General features: G+C 65.7%; 8 protein-coding genes. 3 read left to right on the top strand and 5 right to left on the bottom strand.

Annotated features, from left to right (window positions below):
- Positions 1-13: 13 nt before the first annotated feature.
- Together D6Z24_RS04275 and D6Z24_RS04280 are read left to right on the top strand one after the other, a co-directional pair.
- Positions 14-1,102 (top strand): ABC transporter substrate-binding protein, encoded by a 1,089-nt coding sequence (locus D6Z24_RS04275; protein ID WP_129125284.1) that lies wholly within the window; start codon positions 14-16, stop codon positions 1,100-1,102.
- Positions 1,095-3,905: a response regulator gene (locus D6Z24_RS04280; RefSeq protein ID WP_129125285.1), complete on the top strand. Its 2,811-nt coding sequence runs from the start codon at positions 1,095-1,097 to the stop codon at positions 3,903-3,905. Before D6Z24_RS04275 ends, D6Z24_RS04280 begins: the two co-directional genes overlap by 8 nt.
- Before the next feature lie 229 nt (positions 3,906-4,134).
- On the opposite strand, the gene D6Z24_RS04285 is transcribed toward D6Z24_RS04280, so the two are convergent.
- Positions 4,135-6,555, bottom strand: coding sequence for a methyl-accepting chemotaxis protein (locus D6Z24_RS04285; RefSeq protein ID WP_129125286.1), 2,421 nt, complete (start codon positions 6,553-6,555; stop codon positions 4,135-4,137).
- Between the two features lie 161 nt (positions 6,556-6,716).
- Positions 6,717-9,455, bottom strand: coding sequence for a phosphoenolpyruvate carboxylase (locus tag D6Z24_RS04290; RefSeq protein ID WP_129125287.1), 2,739 nt, complete (start codon positions 9,453-9,455; stop codon positions 6,717-6,719).
- Positions 9,456-9,617: 162 nt separating this feature from the next.
- Here D6Z24_RS04290 and D6Z24_RS21600 point away from each other — a divergent pair, with 162 nt between their 5' ends.
- The gene (locus tag D6Z24_RS21600; RefSeq protein ID WP_198419503.1) at positions 9,618-9,785 is read left to right on the top strand and encodes a hypothetical protein; all 168 of its coding nucleotides are present in this window, start codon (positions 9,618-9,620) and stop codon (positions 9,783-9,785) included.
- A gap of 104 nt (positions 9,786-9,889) precedes the next feature.
- Here the strand turns inward: D6Z24_RS21600 and D6Z24_RS04295 are convergent, their stop codons facing one another.
- The 3 genes from D6Z24_RS04295 to D6Z24_RS04305 all read right to left on the bottom strand — a co-directional run bounded on the left by D6Z24_RS04295 (position 9,890) and on the right by D6Z24_RS04305 (position 12,447).
- Positions 9,890-10,309: a hypothetical protein gene (locus tag D6Z24_RS04295; RefSeq protein WP_129125288.1), complete on the bottom strand. Its 420-nt coding sequence runs from the start codon at positions 10,307-10,309 to the stop codon at positions 9,890-9,892.
- Positions 10,310-10,497: 188 nt separating this feature from the next.
- Positions 10,498-11,721: a multiheme c-type cytochrome gene (locus D6Z24_RS04300; protein ID WP_129125289.1), complete on the bottom strand. Its 1,224-nt coding sequence runs from the start codon at positions 11,719-11,721 to the stop codon at positions 10,498-10,500.
- 102 nt (positions 11,722-11,823) lie between these two features.
- Positions 11,824-12,447 (bottom strand): LysE/ArgO family amino acid transporter, encoded by a 624-nt coding sequence (locus D6Z24_RS04305; RefSeq protein ID WP_129125428.1) that lies wholly within the window; start codon positions 12,445-12,447, stop codon positions 11,824-11,826.
- Positions 12,448-12,459 lie beyond the last annotated feature (12 nt).

Raw genomic sequence — 12,459 nt, forward strand, 5'->3', positions numbered from 1 at the left:
CGGAGGATAACGTATGCCAGCCACTCCCGCCCGCAGGGCGTGCCACGCCCTGCTTCGTTTTCGCCGACTGCATCTTGCGCTTCTCGTGCTGCTCGTCCTCGTTCCCGCCGCGGTAGCGGCGAAACCGGTGCCGCTTGGCTTCAGCTACCAGCCGCTCGCCTCTCCGGGGGGGGCGCTCGCCGCGGCGCTGCAGCGCGACCGCATCCTGCGCGATGCACTTGTCCGCCAAGGCTTCCAGCTGACCATGCTCCCGGTGCGCGACGGGGGCGAGGCGGTCACGCAGCTTGCCCAGGGACGCGCGGTGCTCTCCACGATTGGGGATATGCCCTTCATAAAGGCGGTCGCCTCAGGGATGCCGCTTTGCGCCGTGACGCTGCTCAAGCAGAACTACGTCTCCGTGATCGGTCCCAAGGGGATGATGGCCGCCGATCTGAAAGGAAAGCGGATCGGCAACGCCTTCGGGACCACCGGGCACTTCGCGCTCATGAAGACCCTGGCCGGAAGCGGGCTGGGCGAAGCGGATGCGGTGCTGGTCCCGATGGAGGTGAACGAGATGGAGGACGCCCTCCTGAAGGGGAGCATCGACGCCTACGCGGCCTGGGCCCCCACCCCGGAACTCACCCTCGCGCGCTATCCTGACCGCTTCGCCGCCATCGGCAAGCAAAAAAGCGTCGCCTTCCTCGCCATGAGCGGCAAGGTCGCCGAGCTCCACCCGGAGGTCCCCCGCCTGCTCGCCGCGGCGCTGACGCGGGCCCTGATGTGGGTGGAACGGGACCGGGGCGCGCTGCAAAAAGTCGCACAGTGGAATGCGGCGGACATCGCGGCCCTGAACGGCAAACCGCTGCCGCAGGGCGCCCAGGCGCGCCTGGTCCAGGACCTGCGCTCGGATTTTAAGGCGGTAGGCAGGGTGCCCCGGCTCCCGAGGGGGATCGAGGCGGACGGCTCGAGCCTTTGCGACGAGTTCCTCTTCCTGAAAAAGCTCGGCAAGGTGCCCGCTTCGGTGCAGTGGTCCATGCTGAAGGGAAGCTTCAAGTTCGAATACCTCGACCATGTGATGAAAAACCCGAAACAGTACCGCCTCACCAGGTTCGACTATGACTGAGGAAACGGCCGCACATCCCAGGCCGCGCATGCCCTGGCACTCCGGGATCGGCGGACGGGTCGTCATCACCTTCTGCACCCTCTCCCTGTTGGTCCTCATGGCGGTGCAACTGAGCGAGCTCTACGGCCTTCCCTTCGGGGTGACCAAGGGGAGGGTCGCCGACAGCACCGCCAAGGAACTCACCGTCCTTTCCTCCATCGCCGACGGCAACAAGAAGCTCATCACCTCCTGGCTCGAGGAGCGCCACTCCGACACCCTTTCCGTCGCCAGTGCCCCCGCCGTCAGGTCCCTCGCGGTGCAACGGGTCCGCGCCGGCAAGCAGCCGGCGGACCGGGCGCTTGGCGAGTGGCTGGAGGTGGTGCGCTCCGCTTACCGCTACGAGGCGGTCCGCATCGTCGACCCCCAAACCGGTGCGCTGGTGGCGGGAGGTACCGATGACCTCCCCGATCCCCCGCTCGCCCCGGCGCTCCTCGCGGAAGCTTCCCGCCCGGGTAGCGACGAAACCGTGAGCTTTCTCCCGGGCGGCCCCGGGCGCAGCGCGCGGCTGCACCTGATCAGGCAGGTAGGCCAGGACCTGACCCCGGACGAGCGGCCGGTCCTGCTCCTTGACTTTTCCGTGGACCTGGACCAGGTCATGAAGCCGCTTCTGGAAGGTTCCATCGCCGGGGTCCTCGGGCGCTCCGGAGAGGTGGTCATGGTGGACGGCAAACGCCGCTTCCTCATGACCACAAGGCACCCGATGCCGGGGGGAACCCCCGCGATACCGCTTGTCACGGTGGACGGCGGCAAGGCGACGCGCCTTGCCACGGAGGGGAGCGAGGGGGCGATCAGGACGCTCGACTACCGCGGTGCCCCGGTGCTCGCCGCCTTCAGGCACATCCCGTTAAACCCCGAGGTCTCCTGGGGGATGGTGGTGAAGATCGACGAGGCCGAGGCGATGGCGCCGGTGCGCCGGCAGCTCAAGCGCGCCCTCGTCTTCAGCGCGCTCGGGATCGCGGTCACCCTTTGCTGCGCCCTCGTGGTGGCCCGGGTGCTGGGGCGCCCCCTGGAGCGGATCGCCAGGACCGCGGCGGAGATCGAGGGGGGCGACCTGACCCTCAGGGTCCCCCTGGAGGGGACCAGGGAGACCATCGAGCTTGCCTATTCCTTCAACGCCATGGTGGACCGGCTGAAGCAGTCGCAAGAGGGGCTCGAACAGCGCGTGGTCGAGCGTACCCTGCAGCTTGAGGCGCTGAACCGCGAGCTGCAGCAGGAGATAACCGGGCGGGCGAGGGTGGAGGAGCGCCTCAGGGAGAGCAACGAGAAGTTCGCCGCCGCCTGGGACAGCGCCCCCGTGATGATCTCGCTCACCTCGCTCGACGACTGGCGCTTTCTCGACGTGAACAACAAGTTCTGCACCACCTCCGGGTTCATCCGGGAGGAGGCGGTCGGTAAGACGGCGGTGGAAATCGGCTGGATCCGCCCCGAGGACGCCGTCGTCATCCGCGAGAAGCTCGCCCGCGAGGGGCGGATCCAGGACCTGGAGATCACCTGCCGCACGAGAAGCGGGGAACCCCTCCTCTGCCGGCGCTGGGGCGAGGTGATCACCCTCGCCGGACGCAAGGCGCTCCTTTCCATCGTCATGGACATCACCCAGTACCGGAAGGTGGAAGAGCAGTTCTACCAGGCGCAGAAGATGGAGTCGGTGGGGAGGCTCGCAGGCGGGGTCGCCCACGATTTCAACAACATGCTGAGCGTGATCCTGGGGCACGCCGAGCTTTGCCTGATGGACCCGGAGCACTCGCCGATGCAGCGCCGGCACCTGGAGGCGATCCGCGACGCCGGTGCACGCTCGGCCGAGATCACCAAGCAGCTTCTGGCCTTCGCGCGGCGCCAGATCGCCGAGCCGAAGGTCCTCGACCTGAACGGGACGGTGGCCGGCATGCTCCGCATGCTGGAGCGCCTGATCGGGGAAGGGATCGAGCTGGTCTGGATCCCCGGCGCCGGACCGTGCCGGGTGAAGATCGACCCCGCCCAGGTGGACCAGATGCTCGCGAACCTCTGCGTCAACGCCCGCGACGCCATCGCCGGGATCGGCAAACTGACCATTCGTACGGAAAACGTCGTCCTGAGCGAGGCGGAGTGCCGCGGCAAGGGGGACCTCATACCCGGCGCCTACGTGCTCCTGTCCGTCACCGACACCGGGGAAGGGATCGACGAGCCGCTCCTCGAGCACATCTTCGAGCCCTTCTTCACCACCAAGGAGATGGGGAAGGGGACCGGGCTCGGCCTCGCCACCGTGTTCGGCATCGTGAAGCAGAACCAGGGGGGGATCCGGGTGGAAAGCCGCAAGGGGGAGGGGACCACCTTCGCTATCTTCCTCCCGGCGGTCGAGACCGGGGCAGCCGAGGGACCGGAGGAGAAGGTCGTCGAACCTATCCAGGGGGGGGAGGAGACCATCCTCCTCGTGGAGGACGAGCCGTCGGTCATCGAGATGAGCCGCACCATCCTCGAGAACCTGGGGTACCGCCTCATGGTGGCGAGGGACCCGGAGGAGGCGCTGCGCCTTGTGGCGGAAGCGAAAGGGGGGGTCGATCTCCTGCTGACCGACGTGGTGATGCCGGGGATGAACGGCCGCGACCTCGCACAAAGGCTCCAGGCCCTGAGACCGGGACTCAAATGCCTTTTCATGTCCGGCTATACCGCCGACATCATCGCCGACCACGGCGTGGTGCACGACAGCGTGAACTTCCTGCAGAAACCGTTCGATGTCAGAAGCCTCGCCGCCAAGGTGAGGTCGGTCCTCTCCGGCGCCGCATCCTGAGGCCGACCGACAACTGCCTCGTAATGGCCGGACCAAGGAATCACCCGGGCCCCTTCGCAACAAAGGTTCTTCCCGAAACTTCGGGGGAATCGCCCTTTGAGGTCTCTCCCTCCTTTGACGGGAGGGGGGCTAAAGGCACTTGTTCCCCTTAATTACGGGATCAAACCAATAAAAAAGGCCCCCCGGCACGTGCCGGGGGGCCTCCTTCATTTCCAGCGCGTACTTCGGGTCACACCCTGAACCATTCCACCATCCCCTTGAGGTCACCGGCCAGGTGCGAAAGCCCCGCGGAGGACTCCCTGATGCCGCTGCAGGCGGTGCGCAGCTCGCGGGTCAGCCCCGCGATCTCGTCCACGTTGTGGGAGACCTCGCTGCTCGATGCCGACTGCTCCTCGGTGGCGACGGCGATGCGCCGCACCATCTCGTTCACCTGCTCAACGTAGGTCGCGATGCGGTCGATCGCATCCCCGGTCCCCTGCACGCGCTCGACGATGGTGTCCACGCACTTGCGCTCGTCCCCCATCTTGGTAACCGACTTGTTCACGCTCTCCTGCATCGCTTTTACGGTCTGGTTGATGTCGGCGGTGGCGACCGCGGTACGCTCGGCGAGCTGGCGTACGCTGTCGGCGACGACGGCGAAGCCCCGTCCCTGCTCACCGGCCCGGGCCGCCTCGATGGCGGCGTTCAGGGCGAGAAGGTTCGTCTGGTCGGCGATGTCCCTGATCAGGACGCCGATCTCGCTGATCTGTGCGGACTGGTCGCTCAACTGCTCCACCATGAGGGCCGTTTCCGCGAAGCTTCCGGCGAAGTGCCGGAGCTCTTCCGCGGTCAGCTGCATCGCGTCCTTCCCCTCCTTGGCGATCTCCATCATGGTGTCCGCCGCGTTCGCGGTGTCCGCCGTGTTCCTCGCCATGTCCATGGTGGTCGTGGTCATCTCGGAGATGGCGGTGGCGGAACCCTCTACGCGCTGAGCCTGGCGCGCCGCGCCGTCCTCCAAAACCCCGGCGGTGGCCGCCATCTGCTCGGAGCTCGCGGCGAGGGTGCTGGTCGCTTCGCCGATCCTCCCCACCACGTTTCTAAGGCTCCCGAGCATGCGGGCCATCGCCCCCTGCACCCTCCCCACCTCGTCCGCGCTCGTCGCCGCGATCTCGACGGCCAGGTTCCCCTCGGCCGCCTGCTCCGCCATGGCGATCAGCTCGCCTATCGGGCGGGAGATGGTGCGGAAGATCCACATGCCGACCAGGTTGCCGACGACGGCGGAAACGAGCGCGATCACCACGATGAGGGTCATGCTGTAGCGCACGGTGCGGTTCACGGTCCCTATTGCCTGTTCCTGCCCCTCCTGGGCCACCGAAACGGTCTGTTTCCCTTTTTCCGCCTGCTTCGCGACCACGTCGCGCAGCCTGGCCCCTCCCTGTGCCGCCTTTTCCTGGAGCTGCATCTTCTGGTGCAGCTTGGCCACGATGCCGTCCTTGGCGAAGACGGTGTCGCGCACCCCGGCAAGCGAAGCGGCCACCCCGTTCAGGTTCCTGAGCTCGCGCTCGGCGCCCGCCGCCTTCAAAAGCTGGGCGACCGACTTTTCCACTACGGTGAGGCGGGCGTAATCCTTTGCGAACTCTGCGGCGACGGCATCAAGCTCCTTCGGTGTGTTGGCGAAGAAAAGCCGCCCGGAAAGCCCCTCGAGCGACTTGCCGAGCGAGACGAGCTCGGTGTTGTAGGAGAGGACGTTCACCGCGGTGTTGGCCCGGGAGAGATACCCCGGCAGCTTGTCCGACATTTTCCCGACCTGGACCTGGGCCCGGTCGACCTCGTCCTCGATGCGGTCCTCGACCTCGGAAAGCGTCGCGAGGGCCTCCTTCAACACGGCATCGGCACGGCTTGCGTCACCCCCCTCGACGGCCAGTTTGACGAACTGGTCCGCCTTGGAGGTGAACGTGGCGAAGAGGCCGCCTATCTGCTTGTTCTGTCTGATGTTGCCGTTTTGCTGGATCCTTTTCAGCCCTCCCTGGTACTGGGTTACGCGTCTCTTCTCCGGGGAGCGCTGTATGTCGTAGAGGAGGTACCTCATGTCTTTGAGCGAGACCTTCAGCGTCTCTATGCTGGCGATGCTTCTCGAACTCTTGTCCGTCTCGTCGTTTGCCTTGGTGTAGGCGGCCGAACTCGACTGCTGCAGGCTTCTGACCTTCGCCTCCAGCTCCTGCAGGCGGCTGCTCGCTTCCTGGCTCTTCTGCAGGATGAGGGCGTGCGCCTGGGTCGAGTCCCGCTCCGATGCGAGCCGGGCCGTCATGGTGGCGAAGAGCTCCTGGGCGATGCTGTTGAAATCGGTGGACGCCTCGAGCTTCTCACCCGAGACCGCCTCCAGCTTTTCCTGTGAGCCCCTGACTTCGGCGAGCGATTTCTCCGCCTCCGTCTTTGCTACGGCGAAGTCAGTCTGGCTGCGGGCCGCCGCCACCTTCACGAGGTCGGCGGTCGCCCCCTGCAGGGCGCGCTGGAACTCCAGGGTGCGGACCTGGTACGGCGTGCTTTTCTCGGTCAGGTACGAGAGTTTGCCCCTGATTGAGTTCATGCTCAGAAAGCTCGCGACGGAGACCGCCGCAACGGCTACCACCACGATGGTGGCGTTCAACATCAGCTTTGCTTTGATGGTCATCACAATGCTCCTTACTCAGGGGACGGCGGTCCGTGACGGGATATTTCCCCGTATTCAGTGGGACTTTTCGGCGTAACGCCCCTTTTCTTAAGAGCAAAGCGGGCCTTCTCTAATGGGGAATTAAGGAGGGGGGTGGTGCGGATTCCCCTACGCGGAGGGGGTCAACCGGTGGTGCCGAGGCCGGCGGCGATGGCGTGCACCGTTTCCAGGAGACGGAAAAGGAGTTCTTGCGACATCTCACGGTTCTGCCGCATCCCCTCCTGGCGCCATTGACGCAGGAGGGCGATCTGGCGCTCGTGCAGCACGCGCAGCGCGTCGGCGCGGCGGGCGAGCGGGACGTGGACCGCGGGGCGGCGCTCCGCCAGGGGGCCGCCGTAGATCTCTTCCAGGACCCGCACGGTGCGCCGGTACTCTGCGTGGATGGCGGCGAGGATGGGCTCCCTGAGCCCGTCTTCCTGCACGAGCCCCGCGTACGCCTCCATGATGGCGGGGTCGGCGCTGGCGATGCTGGTGGCGGCGTTGCTGATGATGTAGTGCAGGGCGGTCCAGCTCTGGGTCGAGCGGACGAACTGCGCGAAGAGCGGGGCGTCCTCGAGCATCAGTTCCTCCAGCGCCGAACCGATGCCGTACCAGCCGGAGAGGAAGTAGCGCGCCTGGCTCCAGCTGAAGACCCACGGGATGGCGCGCAGGTCGGCGAGGGTGGCGTGGTCGGTGCGACGGGCCGGCCGGGAGCCGATGCTGCTCGACTCGATGACGTCGATGGGGGTGGCCTGCCGGAAGAAGGTGACGAAGCCGTCGCGGGCCAGGAGCTTCTCGTACTCGCTGCGGCTGCGGTGCGCCAGACGGTCCATCACCGGTTCCAGCGGGTGCCCGGTACCCGGTTCGCGGCGCTCGGGGATGCTCACCCCGGCGGTGCCGGCGAGCAACAGTTCCAGGTGGTAGGCGGCATTCAACGGGTTCGAGTACTTCTGCGAGATCACCTCGCCCTGCTCGGTCAGGCGCAGGTCGCCGCCGGCGGACCCTTCCGGGAGACCGCGCAGGAAACGGCTCGTCGGCCCCGCGCCGCGGCTGATGGTGCCGCCTCGGCCGTGGAAAAAGCGCAGCCGCACGCCTTTGCGCCGTCCCACCTCGAGCATCGCCTCCTGGGCCCGGTACAGCCCCCAAAGGCTCGCCATGATGCCGCCGTCCTTGTTGCTGTCGCTGTAGCCTATCATCACCTGTTGCACCGGTCTCCCGCCGTGGAGCTCGGCGAGGGTGCGCCCGGTCACCGGGTGGTCCAGGAAACGCTCCAGGATTGCGGCGCTTCCCTCCAGGTCGTCGATGGTCTCGAAAAGGGGGACGACCGGGAGGCGGCAGGCGAACCCCTGCGTCCCACGGACGGCAAGCCCCGCCTCGCGCGCGAGCAGGTAGACCACGAGGAGATCGGAGACGCCTCGCGTCATGCTGACGATGAGGGAGCCGAGCCCCGCGCCGCCGAAGGAGCCGAGATGGGCGGCGAGCACGCGGTAGCAGCTGAGGACGCTTTCCGCCTCGCGTACCGGCTTCGTCCCCGGGAGCAGGAAGGGGCGCGACGAGGCGAGCTCGCGGTCCAAAAAGGCGATGCGCTCCTCTTCGCTCCACCGGAAAAAACCGCTCTCCCCCGTCGCGGCGGTCATGAGCTGCTCCAGGGCGGCGTCGTGGAAGGCGCTGTTTTGCCTTATGTCCAGCGAGGCCAAGTGGAAGCCGAACACCTCGACGCTGCGCAACACCGGCACCACGTCGGCTGCGGCCAGGCGGGCGGCGCCGCGCGCGACCAGGCTGTCCCGCAAAAGGCGCAGGTCGTCCTCCAGCTCGGCGGCCCGGCAATAGCGGGAGCCCTCGGCTCCGCAGAGTACCTCGCCGTCGCCGGTCACCTCCACCGGGAGCCTCGCGCGCATCATGTTCACCATCTGGCGCCACGGCTCCTCTGGGTTGCGCCTGAGTGCCTCCTCCCCCGGCGCACCGGTCGAGGCTTTCAGCTCCTCCAGGCGCCGCGTAAGCTCCGGGGGAGGGGCGAGGAGGCGGCGCGATATGCTGAGCCGACTGCCAAGCGTGGTGAGCTGCCCGTGCACCAGCATGAGCGCGTTCAGCCTAAGCTCCCTCAGGGTCGCCTCGGTCACCTCCGCGGTCACCAGCGGGTGCCCGTCCCGGTCCCCTCCCACCCAGGTGCTGAAGGAGACGCGGGGGAGGCGCTCGGTCAAAAGCGACAGTTCCCCCTTGAGCCCCGCCTCGCGCCAGGCCCGGCAGACCCTGCGGTCCAGGATCGGGATCACCTGCGGGAAGATGTCGCGCAGGTGGTAGATGATGGTGGCGAGTTCGTTCAGCACCTTCGGCTTTTCCAGGTGCACCTCGCCGGTGCGCCAGAGCCGCTCCAGCATCGCCACGATCTCCTCCCGGATCTCGTCGCGCTCCGCGGGGGTCCAGACCGTGTTTTCCCTTTTCACGAGGAGCAGGTAGAGTTCGCGCAGGTGCCTCAGCACCGATGCCCGCTTCGCCTCGGTCGGGTGGGCGGTGAGCACCGGTTCCACGCGGATCTCCCCGAGCATGGCGGCGATCTCCTCCTCGGGCACCCCGCTTCGGGAGAGCTTCTCCAGGACCCTCCCCCAAAGACCCGGTTCGGCGACCAGCCCCTGGCTCGTTTCGAGGGCCCGTCTCGTCTGGACCGCGACGTTTTCCTCCGCCATCCCGAGGAGCTGGAAGGCGACCGACCAGGCCCTGACGAACTTGCAGTCCTCGGAGGGGGCGACCGAGCCGCTCTTGGGAAGGCAGGAGGCGAGCCGGGACTCGCCCAGGCCGTGGAACATCTCCGCGAGACACTCCATGAGGTAGTCGAGGTCGCGCTGCAGTTTGTCCTCTTTGCCGGTTTCCTCAAGGGACGTCATGGCACACCCCCTTTGATCCTCGATCCCGCGCAGCATGCCCGTTGCGATGCGGACCGTCATGAATGATACCCGAGATCGGCCCCCTGCAAACCCCGGAGCGGCTTGTTCATGTGAGAGCCCGTGTGCTACACTTCTTATTAAGAGGGGGAAAGGAGGCGTACCATGAAAACGTTACTGCTCGTGCTTCTGGCGATCGTAGCGATAATCCTGACCGCCTGGCTCGTGCTGATTCCCGCCGGAGTGGTGGCAGGTTCGATCAAGGCCTTCCGCCATGGCGAGCACGGTCACTGGGGCCACTGGAAAGGGTGGCGGCACCACGGCCCGCACTAGGCAAAGCCAAAGCGCATGATCGCTGAAGATAAAAAAAGGCCCTCGGCTCGATTAAAGCCAGGGCCTTTTCCTTTTCGGAAAGCTTTCTGGAGGCTCGCTGCTGGTTACGGAACGCTGCGGAAGCCGCCTTTGTAGAAGTCCTCATCGCGCCCGTACGAGTAGGAGAAGTCCAACTCGTCGAGGCACTCCTTGTTTTCCACCGGGATCTCGATGGTGAAGGGTTCGGTGCCGGCGAAGCGCCCGGTGAAGGCCTTGGTCTCTTTTGCCATGACCTTGCCTTTGGCGTCGATGAGCTTTGCGGTGAGCTGGAGCGAGGTGTAGGGGAGATCCTGACGCACGTTTTGAACCGTGCCGTCGATCCTGACCCCTTTGTCCGTTTCCTGTGCCTTCCACACGATGGCAACTTCATGGTTGCTGAACTGGTGGGAGGCATAGGCTGGGTTGGCGTCCTGCTTCGTGTGGGTGGACGCACAGGCGGTGATCATGGAAAGCATTGTCACTGTCAAAGCGAGTTTTTTCAGCATAAGTCACCTCCGTTCATTGATGGGGCGCTTCACAAAGAGCGCTCTGAGACTCTTTGAGTGTAACGCGAATACAACGGCGGGCAACTTTGCTATTTTACGCGTTGCGTTTATGGTAACTCCCATGCCGCGCGCAACAAAAAAGGCGGGGCGCCTCGCGACGCCCCGCCTCTTGTTTGATCCCTTTCCGGCTACTTCTTGTGCTCCGCCTCGCGGGTCATCGCCGCGGCCTCGGTCCTGATATCCACCAGGTCCTTCTGCAGCTCGGCTAGGCCGTACCAGGTGACGTAGTCGGGGTTCATGTGGAACGCCCCCTGGAAGGCGCGCATGCGGTGCTCCAGGAACATCACGTAGAGGGTCTGCTCGATCGGCGTCCTCGTGTCGTAGAAGGTGAGGAGGTCCGGGTAGGCGGGCTGCCCCTTCTGCGGCTTGATGACCCCCTTCTCGTAGAGACCGGCGACGATGGTGATCGCCTCCGCCATCAGCTTGTCGGCTTCCTTGATCATCTGGTCGGCGTTGCCGAGCTGGGTCTTCGCGTAGGTGGCGCTGTGGCACTTGCTGCAGATCCCCACCATCTTGTCGCGGGACGCCTGCCACTCCTCCTTGGAGAGACGGGCGACCTTACCGGCTTTCACCAGGTCGAGGCGCGCGGTCGGCTTCCCTGCCGGGTCGAGCACACCGAGACCCTTAAGGATGGTGACGCGGTAGCCCATCCACTCGGCGTCCTCCTCGGGGAGGCGCAGCGCCAGGAAGCCCCAGGAAGTCATCACGTTGTGGTCGCCGTCCCCCATGTGGCAGGTCTGGCAGGTGGGCGCGCGGCCGGTATCACCTTCCATCTGGTAGATGGAGCCGTGTTTGGAGTTGGACCACATCTCCCACTGCGGGTGGTCGAAGCCCATGTGGCAGGTGCGGCAGGCTTCCGGCTTCTTCGCCTCGGCCTTGCTGAACTTGTGACGGGTATGGCAGGAGTTGCAGGGGGAGCCGTACTGCCCGTCGGCGCGCGATTTCTCGTCGCGGATACCGACCTTGTGGCAGCCGCCGCAACCCTTCATCCCCTGGATGTAGGCGTGGGGCTGGAGCTTGTTGGTCGGCATGGCGTCCATGGCCACCCAGGCGGCGGCATGTTTGCCGGAAGCGTACTGGTCGTGCTGCTTGGTGTGGCACTCCTTGCAGGTCTTCTCGGTCGGCATGCTCACCTTGGCGACGTCGGCGGCGCTTTGGTGCGCCTTGCCGTGACAGCTGGAGCAGTCCACGCTGCCGCTCTTGCCCATTTCCCCTTCCAGGAAATCCTTTACGATGTTGGGCGTCACCTTCTCGTGACAGGTGATGCAGTTGCTCTTCCCGGCGAAGGCCGCCCCGGCGAGCATGAGTACCAGCGCCAGCGCCCCTCCCAGCTTCTTACAGCAATCGATCATGAAATACCTCCCCTTTGTGAATAAAAAAACAGGGGAACATGTAAACCACATGAAAACGGTCTTTTCCTTGACCCAGGTCAAAAAAGCGAACGGGGGAGGGGGCTAGCGTGCGGGAAAGGCGAGCCTGAAGGCGATGATCCACATGGTGCAGCCGACCATGATGTCGAGCATCCGCCAGGCCTTGGGCTTGCGGAAAAGGGGAGCGATGAGGCGTGCGCCGTAGCCGATGCCGTAGAACCAGGTGAGGGAGGCGGCCATGGCGCCGACGGCGAAGGCGAGACGGGACACTCCCGGGTACTGCCCGGCGAGGCTTCCCAAAAGAAGCACCGTGTCCAGGAAGGCGTGCGGGTTCAGGAGGCTGAAGGAGACGGTCATGAGCGCCACCTGCCTGAGCGGTACTTCGGAAACGGTGCCGTCTTCCGCCTCCAGCGCGCCGGGCCTCAAGGCGGCGGCGAAGGCGCGCAGGCCGTAGGCGAATAGAAACAGGACCCCTCCCCAGAGCGTCAGCTTCAGGAAAAGAGGGGAGGAGGCGACTACGGTGCTGAAGCCTCCCGCGCCGAGCGAGATGAGCAGGGAGTCGCAGAGAAAGCAGATGGTGCAGACGGTGAAGACGTGCTGCCGCTTGAGCCCCTGGCGCAGCACGAAGGCGTTCTGGCTCCCGATGGCGATGATGAGACCGGCACCGAGGCCGAAGCCGCTTAGTAGAGGGGAAAGGAGCTGGGTCATGTTGCGCACGGA

This window comes from Geomonas oryzae, assembly GCF_004117875.1.
GTDB classification, from domain to species: domain Bacteria; phylum Desulfobacterota; class Desulfuromonadia; order Geobacterales; family Geobacteraceae; genus Geomonas; species Geomonas oryzae.

Bases quoted from the DNA above. Each gene is read 5' to 3' on its own strand.
- D6Z24_RS21600 (WP_198419503.1), top strand. From the start codon at position 9,618: ATGAAAACGTTACTGCTCGTGCTTCTGGCGATCGTAGCGATAATCCTG.
- D6Z24_RS04275 (WP_129125284.1), top strand. From the start codon at position 14: ATGCCAGCCACTCCCGCCCGCAGGGCGTGCCACGCCCTGCTTCGTTTT.
- D6Z24_RS04300 (WP_129125289.1), bottom strand. From the start codon at position 11,721: ATGATCGATTGCTGTAAGAAGCTGGGAGGGGCGCTGGCGCTGGTACTC.
- D6Z24_RS04280 (WP_129125285.1), top strand. From the start codon at position 1,095: ATGACTGAGGAAACGGCCGCACATCCCAGGCCGCGCATGCCCTGGCAC.
- D6Z24_RS04295 (WP_129125288.1), bottom strand. From the start codon at position 10,309: ATGCTGAAAAAACTCGCTTTGACAGTGACAATGCTTTCCATGATCACC.
- D6Z24_RS04285 (WP_129125286.1), bottom strand. From the start codon at position 6,555: ATGACCATCAAAGCAAAGCTGATGTTGAACGCCACCATCGTGGTGGTA.
- D6Z24_RS04290 (WP_129125287.1), bottom strand. From the start codon at position 9,455: ATGACGTCCCTTGAGGAAACCGGCAAAGAGGACAAACTGCAGCGCGAC.
- D6Z24_RS04305 (WP_129125428.1), bottom strand. From the start codon at position 12,447: ATGACCCAGCTCCTTTCCCCTCTACTAAGCGGCTTCGGCCTCGGTGCC.